Source organism: Plantactinospora endophytica, from assembly GCF_016862915.1.
Taxonomy (GTDB): domain Bacteria; phylum Actinomycetota; class Actinomycetes; order Mycobacteriales; family Micromonosporaceae; genus Plantactinospora; species Plantactinospora endophytica.
In genome coordinates this window covers 60,658-79,048 of sequence record NZ_BONW01000038.1, presented here as the reverse complement: position 1 = coordinate 79,048, position 18,391 = coordinate 60,658, and the positions used below count along the sequence as shown (strand labels likewise).

Genomic DNA, 18,391 nt, shown 5'->3' with positions numbered 1-18,391 from the left:
CGCGCGGGCGGGACAAGGGCAGGCACGGAGACGACGGCACGCAGCGAGACGACCGCGCGGACGGGGACGAACGCGCGTACGGAGACGAACGACGCCCGGAACCGGAACGACGGCGTGTGCGGGAACCGGCCCGCCGGACGAGGACAGGGAGACCCAGGTGCCACTTTCCGAGCCGATCCGAGCGTTGCCGGAGCTGCTGCTGGCCAACGCCGAGCGCTTTCCCGGCAAGGCGGCGTACCGCGACGACTCGCGCAGTGTCGGCTACCCGGAGCTGGCGCTGCGTACCGGGCGGCTCGCGGGTCACCTCGCAACCCTCGGGCTCGGTCGCGGCGACCGGGCGGTGCTGATGCTCGGCAACACCGTCGAACAGGTCGAGTCGTACCTGGGCGTGCTGCGCGCCGCCGGGGTCGGGGTGCCGGTGAACCCGCTCGCGACGGCGGACGAGCTGGCGTACCTGGTCGCGGACAGCGGCGCCCGGCTGGTGATCGCCGACGCGGCCCGGGTCGCGGAGGTGCGTGCCGCCCTGCCAGCCGACGTGACCGTCGTGGCCGGTGGCGCCGGGCAGCAGGGCGAACTCTCGTTCGAGCGGCTGGCGAGCACCGAGCCCGGCCCCGCTCCCCGGGACGACCTCGGCCTGGACGAGGTGGCGTGGATGCTCTACACCTCGGGAACCACCGGCCGGCCCAAGGGGGTGCTCTCCACCCAGCGCAGTTGCCTCTGGTCGATCGGGGCCTCGTACGAGCCGCTGCTGGGCCTGCGGCCCGACGACCACCTGCTGTGGCCGCTGCCGCTGTTCCACAGCCTCTCGCACATCCTCGCGGTGGTCGGCGTGACCGCGGTCGGCGCGTCGGCGCGGATCCTGCCCGGCTTCGCCGCCGAGCAGGTCGCCGCCGAGCTGACGACCGGTGCCTACACAGTCCTGGTCGGAGTGCCGACGATGTACCACCACCTGGCCCGGGAGGCCGGGCGTGGTTCGGTGCGGACGGACAGCCTGCGGGTCTGTCTGTGTACGGGCGCGGTGGCCGGTGCCGCGCTGCGCGCCGCGTTCCTGGATGCGGTGGGCGTCCGGCTGCTCGACAGCTACGGCAGCACCGAGACCTGCGGCGCGATCACCATGTCCCCGCCGGACCGGCCGTTGCCCGACGGGTCCTGCGGGCTGCCGGTACCAGGACTCGACGTGCGGATCACCGACCCGGGTACCGGCGCGGAGGTACCGCCCGGCACCGAGGGCGAGGTGTGGGTCCGTGGCCCCAGCCTGATGCTCGGGTACCACGGCCGGCCCGAGGCGACGGTCGAGGCGCTACGCGACGGCTGGTACCGCACCGGTGACCTGGCCCGCCGCGACACCGCCGGGCACCTGACGATCAGTGGCCGGATCAAGGACCTGATCATCCGAGGCGGGGAGAACATCCATCCCGGCGAGATCGACGAGGTGCTGCGTGGGCTCGGCGGCGTGACCGATGCCGCAGCGGCCGGGGAGCCCGACGAGGTGCTCGGCGAGCAGCCGGTCGGTTACCTCGTGCTCGACCCGGCGGAGCCGTTCGACGTGACGACGGCCTTCGCGGCCCTGGGCGCGCGGCTGTCCTACTACAAGGTGCCGGTCGCGCTGTACGCGGTGGCCGAGATCCCGCGCACCGCCTCCGGGAAGATCACCCGGCACCGGCTGGGCGGTACGCCCGCGCGCCTGCTCGGCGTGCACGGCCGCACGGACGCGCTGTTCCGCCTGACCTGGCCCCCGGCCGATCCGGTCACGGTCGCCCCGAACCCGTCCGGCCCGGCCTCGGTCGGCGGGGCCACGATCGCCCCGGACCCGGTCGACCCAGCCACGGTCGCCCCGAACCGAGCAGCCAGACGATCGCGGCGGCGATCTCGTCGGCCCGACCCGGCCGATCCGGCCACGGTCGGCTCGGACCCGGCCGGGGAGGCGCCCGGAGACGACGCCGTCCTCGATCTCACACCGCGGCCCGACCCGGCCGGGGTGCGCGCGGCCGTCCGGCGGGCTGCCGGTCTGCTGGAACAGCGGCTCACCGAAACCACCGGCCCGGTGGTCGTGCTGACCCGTGGCGCGATCGCGGTGCTGCCCGGAGAACTGCCCGAGCCCACGGCCGCTGCGGTGCACGCCATGGCCACCGCCCGCGCCGCTGCGGCCGACGGCCGGATCGTCGTACTCGACACCGACGACCCCGGCGCGGCAACGGTCGCGGCGGCGCTCGCCGGGCACGGCGGCGAACCGCGCCTGGCCGTCCGCTCCGGACGCCTCCACGTGCCGCGCCTGGCGCGGGCCGCCGCCGACGGCATCCCCTCGTTCGCGCCGGACGCGGCGGTGCTGGTCACCGGAGCCCGGCCCCGGGAGGTCGCGCTGCGTCTGGCGGCCCGGCACGGCGTACGCCACCTGGCCGTCCCCGGCGAGCAGGACGGACTGGCCGAGGCCCTCGCCGACCTCGGCGCCACGCTCACGGTGTCGCCCACCACGAACGGCGCCGGTACGCCGCTCGACATCCTCACCGGGCCCGGGGCGGGGCGTCCGCTGGCGGTGATCGTGCACACCTCCGCCGACGAGGACCCCGAGGGCGTGTGGCAGCTACACGAGGCGAGCACCGAGCCGGGAGCGCCGGTGCTGGTGCTCTTCACCACGGCGGGACCGGCCCTCGGCGTACCGGTGGAATCGACGCGGGCGGCAGCGGCCGGCTTCTGCACCGCGCTTGCCGCCCACCGTCGGGCCATGGGCCTGAGCACTGTCAACCTGGCCTGGGGGCCGGCGCCCGGCGACGACCTGTCCGGCTGGCCGAGGGGATGCCTCCCGCTCACGCCCGAGCAGGCCCTGTCACTGCTCTCCGTCTCCATGACGGCCGGCGCACCGGAGCTGCTGCCGGTCGACATCGACATCGCGGCCCTCGATGGCGGCGCCGGGACAGCACCGGTCCTGCGCGCCCTGGCTCCCCGCGCCAGGACGACGACGGACCGGCTCCACGGGTTGTCCGGCCGCGAGCGCGAGCAGCGGATCCTCACCATCGTGCTGACCGAGTCGGCCGCCGTGCTCGGCCTGCCCGGCCCGGCGGACGTACTGCCCGAGCGGTCCTTCCAGGATCTCGGCTTCACCTCCGCCACCTCGGTGGAGCTGCGGAACCGGCTGGTCGCCGCGACCGGGCAGCCGCTCGCGGCGACGGCGGCATTCGACCATCCGTCCCCCCGGGTGCTCGCCCGGCACCTGGCGGCCGGGCTGTCCGGGGCCGAGCCTGTCCCGCACCCCGCCGACGAGCCCGTGGCGGACCCGGGGGAACCGATCGCCATCGTCGCGATGAGCTGCCGCTATCCCGGGGGGATCGACTCACCCGAACAACTGTGGGACCTGGTCGTCGAGGGCCGGGACGCGATGACGAGCTTCCCCGGCGACCGGGGCTGGGACGTCGAGGCGCTCTACCACCCCGATCCGGACAGCCCGGGCACCAGCTACGTGCGTACCGGTGGATTCCTGACCTCGGCCGCCGCCTTCGACGCCGAACTGTTCGGCATCTCGCCCCGCGAGGCCCTCGCCATGGATCCGCAGCAGCGGCTGCTGCTGGAGATCGCCTGGGAGGCGTTCGAGCGCGCCCGGATCGACCCCGTGAGCCTGCGCGGCGACGCGGTCGGGGTGTTCGCCGGGGCCATGTTCCATGACTACGCCACCCGGCTGGACCGGGTACCCGAGGACGTGGAGGGCTTTCTCAGCACCGGTACTGCGGGCAGCGTGCTGTCCGGCCGGATCGCCTACGCGTTCGGGCTGGAGGGTCCGGCGGTCACAGTGGACACCGCCTGCTCGTCGTCGCTGGTCGCGCTCCACCTGGCCGCCCAGGCGCTGCGGCAGGGCGAGTGCTCGCTCGCGCTGGCCGGCGGTGTGGCCGTGATGGCGACGCCCGCCCCGTTCCTGGAGTTCAGCCGCCAGCGCGCACTCGCCGCCGACGGCCGGTGCAAGCCGTTCGCGGCGGCGGCCGACGGCACCGCCTGGGGCGAGGGCGCCGGCATGCTCGTGCTCGAACGGCTCGGCGACGCGCGGCGGCACGGCCATCCGGTCCTCGCGGTGCTGCGCGGCTCGGCGGTCAACCAGGACGGCGCCAGCAACGGGCTGACCGCGCCGAACGGACCCGCGCAGGTCCGGGTGATCCGGCGGGCGCTGGCCAGCGCCGGGCTGGCTGCGGCGGACGTCGACGCCGTGGAGGCGCACGGTACCGGCACCCGTCTCGGCGACCCGATCGAGGCCGAGGCGCTCATCGCCGCGTACGGGCGGGACCGTCCGGCGGACCGGCCGCTGCGGCTCGGCTCCGTCAAGGCGAACATCGGTCACACCCAGGCCGCCGCAGGCGTGGCCGGTGTGATCAAGATGGTCCTCGGCATGCGGCACGGGCTGCTGCCACGAACCCTCAACCACGACGCGCCCACACCGTACGTCGACTGGTCCGCCGGCACCGTCGAGCTGCTGCCCGAGACCGTTCCGTGGCCGGTCACCGGCGGTCCACGGCGCGCCGGGGTCTCGTCCTTCGGAGTCAGCGGCACCAACGCACACGTGATCCTCGAACAGGCACCGCAGGACGATGCCGGCGGGATCAGCGGCACCAACGCGCGTGTGATCATCGAGCAGGCGCCGCAGGACGGTGCCGGTTTCGGGGAGTTGCGGGGCAGCGCGCGAGTTTCAGCCGCCGGTGCCGCGAGCCCGGAGCCGCGTACCGAGCCGGCCGGACCGGTCGCCTGGGTACTCTCCGGGCGCTCGCCCGAGGCGCTGCGGGCGCAGGCGGAGCGGCTGGCCGGGTACGCGGAGACCCGGTCGCCGGAGCCTGCCGACGTGGGCCTGTCGCTGGCCACCACCCGAGCCCGGCTGGAGAGCCGGGCCGTCGTGGTCGGTCACGACCGCGCGGACCTGGTCGCGGGGCTGCGCGCGCTGGCGGACGGCACCGAGGCGCCGAACGTGGTCACCGGCGGCGTCGCGCTCCGGACCCCGGTCGCCTTCGTCTTTCCGGGCCAGGGCACCCAGTGGCCGGGCATGGTGGCGGAGCTGCTGGAGACCTCGCCGGTGTTCCGGGCGAGTGTGCAGGAGTGCGACGCCGCACTGCGGGAGTTCCAGGACTGGTCCGTTCTGGATCTGCTGGCCGGGGTGCCGGACGCGCCGTCGATGGAGCGTACGGACGTGGTCCAGCCCGTGCTCTTCACCACCATGGTGTCGCTGGCCGCACTCTGGCGCTCCTTCGGCGTGGAGCCGGTCGCCGTGGTCGGGCACAGCCAGGGCGAGATCGCGGCGGCGTACGTCGCCGGGGGCCTGACCCTGCGCGACGCCGCCCGGATCATCGCCCTACGCAGCCAGGCCGCGCAGCGGGCGATGGCCGGTGCGGGCGGTATGACCTCGGTCCTGGCGTCCCGGCAGGAACTGGAGCGGCGTCTGCCGCGCTGGACGGGCCGGCTGTCGATCGCGGCGATCAACGGTCCCGCGACCGTGACCGTCTCCGGCGACCGGGACGCGCTCACCGAGCTGGAGACGGCCCTGGAGGCGGACGGAGTCCGCGCCCGGCGGATCCACGGCATCGACCTCGCCGCGCACTCCGCGCAGGTGGACGCGGTGCGGGAGGAACTGCTGCGGGTGCTCGCCCCGGTCGCGCCCACCGCCGCCACCGTGCCGTTCTACTCCACGGTGACCGGTGGGCTCCTCGACACCGGTACGCTCGACGGCGACTACTGGTACCGCAACATGCGGCAGATCGTGGAGTTCGACCCGGCCGTACGGGCGCTGGCCGCCGAGCGGATCACCACCTACCTCGAGATCAGCACCCACCCGGTGCTGCACGCGTCGATCGAGTCGGTGCTGGACGACGCCGGGGTACGCGGGTCGGTGCTGAGCACGCTCCAGCGTGACGTCGGCGGCCTGTCCCGGATGACCACCGCACTGGCCGAGGCGGAGGTCGCCGGCGTCGAGGTCGACTGGACCCCGCTCTTCGGGCCGGACGCCCGCCCGGTGGACCTGCCCACCTACGCCTTCCAGCAACGCGACTACTGGCTGCTGCCGACGCCGTCGGCCGGCGACGCGACCGGGCTGGGCCTGGCACCCGCCGGACACCCGTTGCTGGGCGCGGCCGTGGAGCAGGGCGGCGGAGGCGGTGTCCTGCTGACCGGCCGGCTGTCGGCCGCGACCCATCCGTGGCTGTACGCGGGCGCGGAGCCGCCGCCCGCCGAGGTCCTGGTCGAACTCGCCCTGCGCGGCTGCGACGAGGCCGGCTGCGAACGGCTCGGCACGCTCACCGTCGAGGCGCCGCTGCCGCTGTCATCGTCGACCGCGACGCGGGTGCAGGTGACGGTGGCCGGGTCCGATGCCGACGGCCGCCGTACCGTGGAGATCTTCGCCCGGCGTGACGACGATCCCTCGTGGATCCGGCTCGCCCACGGCACGGCGGAGCGGCGTACGGTCGGACCTCCGGACGCGGAGCTGGCCGTCTGGCCGCCACGTTCCGCTCGTGCCGAGCCGGGCGGGGTGTGGCAGCGGGGCGACACGACGTGGGCGGAAGTGCGTCTCGCGGACGACGCGGAGCCGGCGGGCGGCTTCGGCATCCACCCGGACCTGCTCGCGGCTGCCGTACGGGCCGCGACATCGGAGCCGTCGGCCGTGGCGACCGACTGGCAGGACGTGGTCCTGCACGCCACCGGCGCGACCGAGTTGCGGGTGCGGCTCACGCCGGGGCCGGCGGGCACGCTGACGCTCGTCGCCGCCGACGGTACGGGTGCCCCGGTGCTCACGGCCGGGGCGCTACGACTGACCACCCCCGACCCCGCCACGTACTCCGCCCCGGCCCGCCGGGGCCTGTACCGCCTGGCCTGGAGCGCCCTGCCGCAGGCGACGCCGGGCGTACCGCCGACGGTGGCGACTGCGGACGAACTGCTCGCCCTGCTCGCCGAGCCCGCGACGGAGCTGTCCGGCCCTGTGCTGCTGGACGTGCCGCGCCGAGCGGACACCGACGTGGCCGCCGCCGTGCGGGCCGCCGTGTACGAGACGTTGCGGGTGGTGCAGGCGTGGCTGGCCGACCGGCGGACCGCCGACGTACCCCTGGTCGTGCTGACCCACGACGCGGAGGAGCGGGACCTGCCCGGCGCAGCCGTACGCGGCCTGCTGCGCTCGGCGCAGTCGGAGGAGCCGGGCCGGTTCGTGCTCGTGGACACCGACGACGCCCCGGCTTCCGCAGCGGTGCTGCGTGCCGGGGTGGCGACCGGTGAGCCGCAACTGGCCGTCCGTGACGGTGTCCTGAGCGTGCCGCGCCTGGTCCCGGTGTCGGCAACGGGCGAGCCGGAGCCGGTCGGCGGGACCGCGCTGATCACCGGCGGCACCGGCGCGCTCGGCCGCCTGGTCGCCCGGGACCTGGCGACCCGGGGCGAGGTCGGTCACCTGCTGCTGCTGGGCCGGCGTGGCGCCGACGCCCCCGGCGCGGGTGAGCTGGCGGCGGAACTGGAAGCCCTCGGCGTCGGCGTCACCCTGGTCCGGGCCGACGCGGCGGACCGCGACGCACTGGCCGCCGCCATCGCGGACATCCCCGCCGCGCATCCGCTGACCGTCGTGGTGCACGCGGCCGGTGCCCTGGACGACGGTGTGGTCGGCGCCCTGACCCCCGCGCGGGTCGACGCGGTGCTGCGCGCGAAGGTCGACGGCGCGCTGCACCTGCACGAGCTGACCGCCGGGCTCGGCCTGCGGGAGTTCGTACTCTTCTCCTCGATCGCGGGTACGGTCGGCACCGCCGGACAGGCCAACTACGCCGCCGCGAACGCGTTCCTCGACGCGCTGGCCCGCGCCCGCCGCCGGCAGGGCCTTGCGGCGCTCGCCGTGCCGTGGGGGCTCTGGGCCGAGCGCAGCGAGCTGACCAGCCACCTCGCCGAGGCGGAGCTGCGCCGGATCGGGGGCGGCGGGATCGCCCCGCTGGCGGCCGGGGACGGCCTGGCGTTGCTGCGCGCGGCCCGGGCCGGCGACGAGCCGGTCGTGGTCGCCGCGGACTTCGACCTGGCCGCGCTGCGCGGCCAGGCGGCCGCCGGGACGCTGCCCGTGGTATTACGTGATCTCGCCGGGGCCCGCGCCCGGCGGGCTGCGGCGACCCGCGCGGACACCGGCTCCGGGACCGGTTCGGCCCTGGCGGACCAGCTCGCGGCGCTGCCGGCGGCCGAGCGGCGGGCTCAGGTCGAAGAACTGGTCCGCGAGCAGGCGGCGGCGGTACTCGGCCACGACTCGCCGCGCCGGCTGTCGCTCGCCCGGGCGTTCAAGGATCTGGGCTTCGACTCGCTGACCGGCATCCAGTTGCGTAACCGGCTGCGCACCGTCACCGGCCTCAACCTGGGTACGACCCTCGTCTTCGACCACCCGACCGGGGAGGCGCTCGCCACCCATCTGCTGCGCGAGCTGACCGGCGAGCTGACCGCCGACGCCGCTGCCCCGGTTCCCGTCGCTGCGGTGGACGCGGCGGACCCGATCGCGGTCGTCGCCGTCAGTTGCCGGTTCCCCGGCGGGATCCGGTCGCCGGAGGAGTTCTGGCAGGTGCTGGCCGAGGGCGTGGACACGGTCGGTGGATTCCCCGCCGACCGGGGCTGGGACCTGGACAGTCTCTGGTCGGGCGAGCCGGGGCGCCCCGGCACGACCACGACGCGGGCCGGCGCGTTCCTGTACGACGCTGCGGAGTTCGACGCGGAGTTCTTCGGCATCTCGCCCCGCGAGGCCACCGCCATGGACCCGCAGCAGCGGATCCTGCTGGAGACCGCCTGGGAGGCCGTCGAGCGGGCCGGCATCGACCCGGCGACGCTGCGGGGCAGTCGTACGGGTGTGTTCGTCGGCGCCAACGGCCAGGACTACGTGACCCTGATGCAGGGCGCCGAGCGTGGCGGCGAGGGCTACCTGATCACCGGCAGCGCCACCAGCGTGATGTCCGGGCGCATCGCCTACCAGCTCGGCCTGGAGGGGCCGGCGGTCACCGTGGACACCGCGTGCTCGTCGTCGCTGGTGGCCCTGCACCTGGCCGCCCAGGCGCTGCGGGCCGGCGAGTGCGACCTGGCCGTGGCCGGTGGCGTCACCGTTTTGTCGACGCCCGGCGCGTTCATCGAGTTCAGCCGGCAGGGGGGTCTCGCGCCCGACGGCCGGTGCAGAGCCTTCGCCGCCGCCGCCGACGGCACCGGCTGGGGCGAGGGCGCCGGAATCCTGCTCGTGGAGCGCCTGTCGGATGCGCGGCGGCGCGGCCACCGGGTTCTGGCGCTGCTGCGCGGTTCGGCGGTCAACCAGGACGGCGCGTCGAACGGTCTGACCGCGCCGAGCGGACCCAGCCAGCAGCGGGTGATCCGGCAGGCGCTGGCGAACGCCGGGCTCACCACCGCCGACGTGGACGCCGTCGAGGCGCACGGTACGGCCACCGTCCTCGGGGATCCGATCGAGGCGCAGGCGCTGCTCGCCACGTACGGGCAGGACCGGCCGGCGGACCGGCCGCTGCGGCTGGGGTCGGTCAAGTCGAACATCGGCCACACGCAGGCTGCGGCGGGCGTGGCCGGTGTCATCAAGATGGTGCTGGCGTTGGAGCACGGCCTGCTGCCCAAGACGTTGCACGTGGACGAGCCGACCCCGCACGTCGACTGGTCGGCCGGCGCGGTCACGCTGCTCGGCGAGGCCGCGCCGTGGCCGGAGACCGGACGCCCGCGCCGGGCCGCCGTGTCGTCCTTCGGCATCAGCGGTACGAACGCCCACGTGATCCTCGAACAGGCCGGTCCCGCCGAGATCCTCGAAGCGGCCGGTCCTGCCGAGGACGTGCAGGTCGGTCCCGGGGGAGCGGACCGGCCGCTGCCCTGGGTGTTGTCGGCGGCGACCCCGGCGGCGCTGCGGGACCAGGCGCGAGGTCTGCTCGGGTACGCCGGCCCGGACAGCCCGTACCGCCCGGTCGACGTCGCGCTGGCCCTGGCCACCACGCGTACCGCCCTGCGGCATCGCGCGGCGGTGACCGCGCCGGACGGCGACGGCTACCGGGCCGGGCTCATGGCGCTCGCCCGTGGCGAGACGACCGCCGCCGTGCTGACCGGTGTCGCCGAGGATCCCGGACCGCTGGCTTTCCTGTTCACCGGGCAGGGCAGCCAGCGTCCGGGCATGGGCCGGGCGCTGGCCGATGCCCATCCCGTCTTCGCCGCCGCTCTGGACGAGGCGCTGGCCCGGTTGGACGAACACCTCGACCGGCCGTTGCGCGAGTTGATGTTCGCCGCCGAGGGGGCGAGCGAGGCGGCGCTGCTGGACGAGACCGGCTACACCCAGCCGGCGATCTTCGCGTTCGAGGTCGCGCTGTTCCGGCTGCTGGAGTGGCTCGGCGTACGCCCGGCTCTGCTGGCGGGACACTCGGTGGGAGAGTTCGCGGCGGCGCACGTGGCCGGGGTGCTGTCCCTCGCCGATGCCGCCCTGCTGGTCACGACTCGTGGCCGGCTGATGCAGCGGCTGGACCGGGTCGGGGCGATGGCCTCGGTGGCAGCGACCGAGCAGGAGATCCTCGCCGAGTTGCCGCCGCGTGCGGACGTCGCGGCGGTCAACGGTCCGGAATCCGTCGTCGTGTCCGGTGACAGCGACGTGGTCGATTCGGTCGTCGCGCTCTGGGCCGGACGCGGCCGGCGTACCCGACGGCTGCGGGTCAGCCACGCCTTCCACTCCTGGCACATGGACGAGATCAGCGAGGAGTTCCGGCGTGTCGCGCAGACCGTCGGCTACGCCGAGCCGAACGTCCCGATCGTCTCCACCCTCACCGGCCGCCGCGCCACCGACGGCGACCTGCGGTCCGCGGACTACTGGACGCGGCACCTGCGGGAGGCTGTCCGGTTCGCCGACGCGGTGCGGACTGCCGAGGCCGAGGGCGTACGCGCGTTCGTCGAGGTCGGCCCGGACGCGGCGCTGTCCGCCACGGCCGGCGCGTGCCTGACGGGTGCGGAACCGGCCGTGGTCGTACCCACCCAGCACCGCAGGCAGCCGGAGGACCTCGCCTTCGCGGCCGCGCTGGCCCGGCTGTACGTGCACGGCTACGCCTGGAACCACGACACGGCGTTCGCCGGGCTCGGCGCGCGGCCGGTACGGCTGCCGACGTACCCGTTCCAGCGCCGCCGCTACTGGTGGCCGATCGAAACCCTGACCGCCGCCGCGACCCGCCCCGGAGCGGCGGAAAGCGAGCCGTGGTGTTACCAGGCGGTCTGGCGTCCGCTGCCCGAACCGGCCGCCGACCCCGCCGGGGGGACCTGGCTGGTCGTCGCCGCCGACGACGCGCTGGCCCCCGCCGCGCGGGCACTGACCGCGCGGGGCGCCCGGGTGGTGCAGGTGGCGGCCGGCCCCGGTTCCCCGGCCCTGGCGACCGGCCCTGACTTCCCTGACCTGGCGACTGGCGCCGATTTCCCGGACCTGGCGGCCAACGCCGCTCTCCCGGATCTGTTGGCCGCTGCCGGCGACGAACCGCTGACCGGCGTGTTGTGCGCGCTGGACCTGGCGTCGACCGTGGCCCTGGTGCAGGCGCTGCACGACGCCGGTCGCACCGCGCCGGTTTGGGCGGTGACGCACGGCGCGGTCTCCGTCGGCCCCGCCGACCGGCTCGCCGACCCGGTGGCAGCCCAGCTCTGGGGACTGGCCCGGGTCGCGGCCCTCGAACTTCCCGGGCTGTGGGGCGGGGTGGTCGATCTGCCCGCGACGCCCGGGGAGCGGGCGTGGCAGCGGCTCGCCGCCGTCGTGACCGGCCGGGGCGGCGAGGACCAGGTCGCGGTCCGCGACGCTGGCGTCTTCGGCCGCCGACTTGTCCGCACGGCCGCCCTTCCGGACGAGGAGCCGGCCTCCGCCGCCCGTCCGAAACGGTCGGTGCAGGGCACCATCCTGATCACCGGCGGCACCGGCGGACTCGGCGCCCAGCTCGCGCGTCGCCTCGCCGCGCACAGTACCCAGCACCTGATGCTGGTCAGCCGCTCCGGCGAGGCGGCGCCCGGCGCGGTCGAGCTGCGTACGGAGCTGACCGCGCTCGGGGCCGTCGGGGTGACCGTCGCCGCCTGCGACGTGGCCGACCGGGAGGCGCTCGCCGGCCTGCTGGCGGCGGTGCCCGCAGACCGCCCGCTGGTCGCGGTGGTGCACGCCGCAGGTGTCCTCGACGACGGCGTGATCACCTCGCTCACCCCCGAGCGTCTGACCGGTGTGCTGCGGGTCAAGGTGGACGGTGCCCGGAACCTGCACGAGCTGACCGCCGGGACGGGCGTGGGCGGGTTCGTCCTGTTCTCCTCGTTCGCCGGCGCCGTCGGTGGGGCGGGGCAGGCGAACTACGCCGCCGCGAACGCCTACCTGGACGCCCTGGCCGAGCAGCGCCGTGCGGACGGTCTGCCCGCCACCGCCGTCGCCTGGGGACCGTGGGCCGGGGCCGGCATGGCGGCGGGTGCGGTCGGCGAGCGGCTGGCCCGGGACGGGGTCCGGCCGATGCCACCCGAACGCGCGCTGGCGCTGCTGGAGCGGCTCGTGCGCTCGGGAGGCCCGTCGACCGTGGTCGCCGATCTCGACGTGGACCGGTTCGCCGCGTCGTTCACCGTGGTGCGGTCGAGCCCGCTGCTCAGCGAACTGGTTCCGCAGGTGCAGGCCCCCACGGCGCGGCCCGCCGGGGACGCCGGGTCCGTCCTCGCGGCGACACCGCCGGCCGAGATGGCCGCAGCGCTGACGAATCTGGTACGGACCGAGGTCGCCGCGGTGCTCGGGCACGGCGGGGCCGCCGAGGTCGATCCGAACCGGGCGTTCCAGGAGATCGGCTTCGACTCGCTGACCGCCGTGGAACTGCGCAACCGGCTCGCGGCGGCGCTCGACAGGGCGCTGCCCACGACCCTCGTCTTCGACTACCCGACGCCCGCGTCGCTGGCGGGTTTCCTGCACGGCGAGGCGGCGGGCGGCGGTACTGCGGCGAGTCCGGTCACCACGGCGCCGGTCGACGAGCCCGTCGCGATCGTCGGTATGGCGTGCCACTTCCCGGGTGGCGTGCGTACCCCGGACGAGTTCTGGACTCTGCTGAATTCCGGCGGCGACGCCATGGTGCCCTTCCCGGCCGACCGTGGCTGGGATCTCGACGCGCTGTTCGACCCGGACCCCGAGCACCACGGCACGACGTACACCACCGTGGGTGGCTTCCTGTCCGGTGCGGGCGAGTTCGACGCGGGCTTCTTCGGTGTCTCGCCGCGTGAGGCGATCGCGATGGACCCGCAGCAGCGGGTACTGCTGGAGACCGCCTGGGAGGCGGTCGAGCAGGCGGGCATCGATCCGATGACGCTGCGCGGTACCGACACCGGCGTGTTCGCCGGTACCAACGGCGGCCACTACGCCGCCCGGCTGCGGAACGTGCCGCCGGAGGTCGAGGGCTACCTCGGTACCGGCAACTCCGCCAGCGTGGCCTCCGGCCGGGTCGCCTACACGCTGGGCCTGGAAGGGCCGGCGATCACCATCGACACCGCCTGCTCGTCCTCGCTCGTCGCGATCCACCTGGCCGCGCAGGCGCTGCTGCGCGGCGAGTGCCGCCTCGCCCTGGCCGGCGGCGTCACGGTCATGTCCTCACCGGAGCCGTTCGTCGATTTCAGCCGTCAGCGGGGGTTGGCTCCGGACGGTCGGTGCAAGGCGTTCGCGGCGGGCGCCGACGGTACCGGTTGGGGTGAGGGTGTCGGTGTGCTGGTACTGGAACGACTCTCGGACGCCCGCCGGCACGGCCGGCGCATCCTGGCGGTGGTACGTGGCTCGGCGGTCAACCAGGACGGCGCCTCCAACGGTCTGACGGCGCCGAACGGTCCGAGTCAGCAGCGGGTGATTCGGCGGGCGTTGGCGGACGCGGGTGTCGAGGCGGCTGGTGTGGATGTGGTGGAGGCGCATGGTACGGGTACGCGGTTGGGTGATCCGATTGAGGCGCAGGCGTTGTTGGCCACGTATGGGCGGGATCGTGTTCGGCCGTTGTGGTTGGGGTCGGTGAAGTCGAATATCGGTCATACGCAGGCGGCTGCGGGTGTGGCTGGTGTGATCAAGATGGTGTTGGCGTTGCGTCATGGTGTGTTGCCGAGGACGTTGCATGTGGACGAGCCGACGCCGGAGGTCGACTGGTCGTCCGGGGCGGTGCGGTTGTTGACCGAGGTCCAGCCGTGGCAGCGTAACGGCCATCCCCGCCGGGCCGGCGTCTCCTCGTTCGGGATCAGCGGCACGAACGCCCACGTCATCATCGAGGAGCCGTCGGAGCCATCGGAGGCACCGGCGGCGTCGGCGGCGTCGGAGGCACCGGAGCCCGAGATCGTGGTCGACCGGCCGGTGCCGGTGTTGCTGTCGGCCCGCGCCGACGACGCGCTGCGCGCCCAGGCCGACCGCCTGCACCGCCATCTGCTGGCCCGGCCCGACCTGCCGCTGCCCGGCGTCGCCCGTACCCTCGCGCTCGCCCGCTCCGCGTTCGACCGGCGCGCCGCGATCGCCGCCACCGACCGCGACACCCTGCTCGACGGTCTGCGCATCCTGGCCCGTACCGGTCGGGGCGCCACTCCCACCGGTGCCCGGGTGGCCGTCCTCTTCTCCGGCCAGGGCTCGCAGCGCCCCGGCATGACCAGCGAACTGTACGCCGGCTATCCGGTCTACGCCCGTACCCTGGACGAGGTCTGCGCCGGCTTCGACGACGCCCTGGATCTGCCGCTGCGTACGGTGATCTTCGCCGAGCAGCCCGACGACGCCGCCCTGCTGCACCAGACGGTGTACACCCAGGCGGCACTGTTCGCCGTCGAGGTCGCCCTCTACCGGCTGGTCGAGTCCTGGGGCGTGCTGCCCGGGCACCTCGTCGGTCACTCGATCGGCGAACTGGCCGCCGCGCACGTCGCCGGGGTGCTGAGCCTGCCGGACGCCGTCCGGCTGGTCGCCGCCCGGGGCCGGCTGATGCAGCAGTTGCCGCCCGGCGGCGCGATGGTCGCGGTCCAGGCCGGCGAGGACGAGGCCCGCGCGCTGATCGCCGACGACCCACGGGTGAGTGTCGCGGCGGTCAACGCCCCCTCGGCGGTCGTGCTCTCCGGCGACGAGGAGGCGGTGCTGCGGGTCGCGGAGCGGCTGACCGCAGCCGGGCACAAGACCAAGCGGCTCACCGTGAGCCACGCGTTCCACTCGGCGCAGATGGACCCGATCCTCGACGAGTTCCGTCGGGTGGCCGAGAGCGTCTCGTACGCCGAGCCGCAGATCCCGGTCGTCTCCAACCTCACCGGTACGATCGCGGGTCCGGGTGACCTCACCACCGCCGACTACTGGGTCCGGCACATCCGGCACGCGGTCCGCTTCGCCGACGGCGTCAGCGCCCTGCGCGACCACGGGGTGGACGTCTTCCTGGAGATCGGCCCCGGCGCGGTGCTCACCCCGATGGCAGCGGAATGCCTGGACGACGAGCCCGGCGGCCCGCAGCGGCTGGTGCTGCCGATGCTGCGGGCGGACCGGCCGGACGGTGTCGCCGTCGCCGAGGCGGTCGGCCGGTTGTGGGCGCACGGTGTGCCGGTGGACGCCGACGCCGTCCTGCCCGACGCGGATCTCGTGCCGGTGCCGACGTACGCGTTCCGCCGGGAGCACTTTTGGCTGCTGCCGGGCGCCGACGGGCCGGATCCGGCCGGACATCCGCTGCTCGGCGTGACCGTCGCGCTGGCCGGTGGCGGTGCCGTGCACACCGGCCGGGTCACCGCGCGGGACGGTACCTGGCTCGCCGACCACACCGTCGCCGGCCGGCCGGTGCTGCCGGGCACCGCGATCACCGACGCGCTGCTGTACGCCGCCGCCGGCAGCGGTTGCACCGGTTTCACCGAGCTGACACTCGGCGGGCCGCTCGTGCTGCCCGCCCGGGGCGGCGTCGACCTACAGGTCCGGGTGGGGGAGCAGGACGGGGACGGCTGCCGCGCGGTCACGCTGCACGCCCGCCGGACCGGCCGGGACGACTGGACCGAGTACGCCCACGGCCGGGCCTGCACCGGTGACCCGGCTGCCGCCACCTCGTCCGGCTGGCTGCCCGCCGACGCCGAGCCGGTGCCGCTGGACGGCCAGTACGACCGGCTGGCGGAGCAGGGCGTGGCGTACGGTCCCGCACAGCGGGTGGTCTCCGCACTGTGGCGCGCCGACGACCAGGTGTACGCGGAGCTGACCCCGACACCGGGCAGCGCCCCCGGAGCCGCCCTCGCCGCGCTGCCCCCGTTGACCGGCCACGGCACGGTAGGAGTCTGGCACGGGCTGGACCGCCTCTCCGCCGGTTCACCGGAGCGCCTGCGGTTCCGGCTCGACGGCGACGACGCCGCCGACGTGGAACTGTCGGACGCCGCCGGTCGGCTCCTGTTGCGGGCGGCCCGGGTGACCTTCGCGGAGCCGGGGCCGCCGGTGGACGACGCCGACGACCGGCAGGAGTGGCTGTACCGGATGAGTCTGGTTCCGTACCGGCTTCCGGAGCCTGCCGGAACGTTCCCGGTCGCGGTGCTGGGGGACCCGGAGACGTTCCCGGCGCTGCGCGGGCTGGCGGCGGTGGCCGTACCCGGGCTCTCGGCGCTCGAACCGGATCTGCCCGGCCCGGTCGTCCTGCCGGTGGGAACGCGGGCGGGGACGCCGGACGCGGTGTCGGCGCGCGAGGCGACCGTCGGGGTGCTGTCCGTGGTCCGGCAGTGGCTCGCCGACGACGCCCGCGCCAACACCACGCTGGTCGTACTCACCCGCGAGGCCGTGCCGTACGTGCCCGGCGGCCCGGTCGACCCGACACACGCCGCGGTCTGGGGGCTGATCCGGGCGGCCCAGGCCGAGCAGCCCGACCGTTTCGTGCTGGTCGACGTCGACGACACGGTGGCCGCGCACGATCTGGCGGCCGCGCTCGCCGGACCCGAACCGCAGTTGGTGCTGCGGGGCAGGCAGGCGTTCGTACCCCGGCTCGCTCCGGCGGTGGTGCCGGCGGCGGTACCCGGGTATGCCTTCGACCCGGCCGGGACGGTCCTGGTCAGCGGTGGCATCGGCGGCCTCGGCCGCGAACTCGCCCGGCACCTGGTCGTCTCGGCGGGCGTGCGCCACCTGCTCCTGGTCGGCCGGCGGGGAGCGGCGGCGCCCGGCGCCGCCGAGCTGCGGGACGAACTGGGCGGCCTCGGCGCCGAGGTGACCGTGGCCGCGTGTGATCTCGCGGACCCGGACCGGGTACGTGAACTGGTCGCCGCGATCCCGGCCGCGCATCCGCTGACGGCGGTCGTGCACGCCGCCGGGATCAACCGGGACAGCGTCATCGCCGCGATGACCGACGAGCAGGTCGACGAGGTGTTCCGCGCCAAGGTCGACGCGGTGCTCAACCTGCACGAGGCGACGGTGGATGCGGATCTCGGGGCGTTCGTCGTCTTCTCCTCGGCCTCCGGCATCCTCGGCGGGCCGGGCCAGGGCAACTACGCGGCCGCGAACGCGTTCCTGGACGCGTTCGCCCACCACCGCGCCGCCCGGGGCCTGCCGGCGATCTCGCTGGCCTGGGGCCTGTGGCGGGAACGCGCCGGGATGGCGGGCAGGCTCACCGACGCGGACCTGCGCCGGATGCGCCGGGGCGGCATCGCGCCACTGGACACCGCCGACGGCCTCGCCCTGTTCGACCTGGCCCTGCGCGTCGGCGAACCGGCCCTGGTGCCGGTCCGGCTCGACGTGGCGGCGCTGCGCGTGGCCGCGCGGACCGCGCCGGTCAGCCCGCCGCTGCGCGGCCTGGCGCCGTACGTCCCGGCCGAGGGCGGCGCGGACGGTACCCCGCGACCCACGGCGGCCGTCTCCTTCGCCGACCGGCTGGCCGGGCTGTCCGCCGCCGACCGGGACCGGGCGGTTCTCGACCTGGTCCGGACCTGCACCGCCACGGTGCTGGGCCACCCCGGCCCGGGTGCGGTCGACCCGGACCGTGGCTTCCTGGAGCAGGGCCTCGACTCGTTGACGGCGGTGGAGCTGCGCAACCGGCTGACCGTGGAGACCGGGCAGCGGCTGTCGGCGACCGTGGTGTTCGACCATCCGTCCCCGGCCGAACTCGCGGCCCAGCTCCGGGAGCTGTTGCCGGCGCCGACGCCCGAGGCCGGCCCGCTGGACCTGACGTCCGAGCTGGACCGGCTCGCCGGGGCGCTGGGCGCGGCCGAGCCGGGCGATCCGGAGCATGCGGCGGGGATCGCCCGGCGCCTCGAACAGCTACTGCGGGCCTGGGAGGGACGGTTCCCACGGCAGGCGGCGGAGAACGGCGCCATCGACCTGGAGTCGGCGTCGCTGGACGAGGTGCTCGGCTTCATCAACGACGAGTTCGGTTACTCCAGTTGAGATCTGCGGAAGCCGGAAGCCGGAAGCCGGACGCCGGACGCCGGACGCCGGAAGCTGGGGGCCGGACGCCGGAGGCCGGAAGCTGGG

Annotated in this window: 1 pseudogene; it reads left to right on the top strand. The window is 75.3% G+C overall.

Features of this window, described 5'->3' with window-relative positions:
* Positions 1-214: 214 nt before the first annotated feature.
* Positions 215-18,304 (top strand): annotated as a pseudogene (locus Pen02_RS31740) (SDR family NAD(P)-dependent oxidoreductase); the annotation flags it as partial.
* Positions 18,305-18,391: the final 87 nt, after the last annotated feature.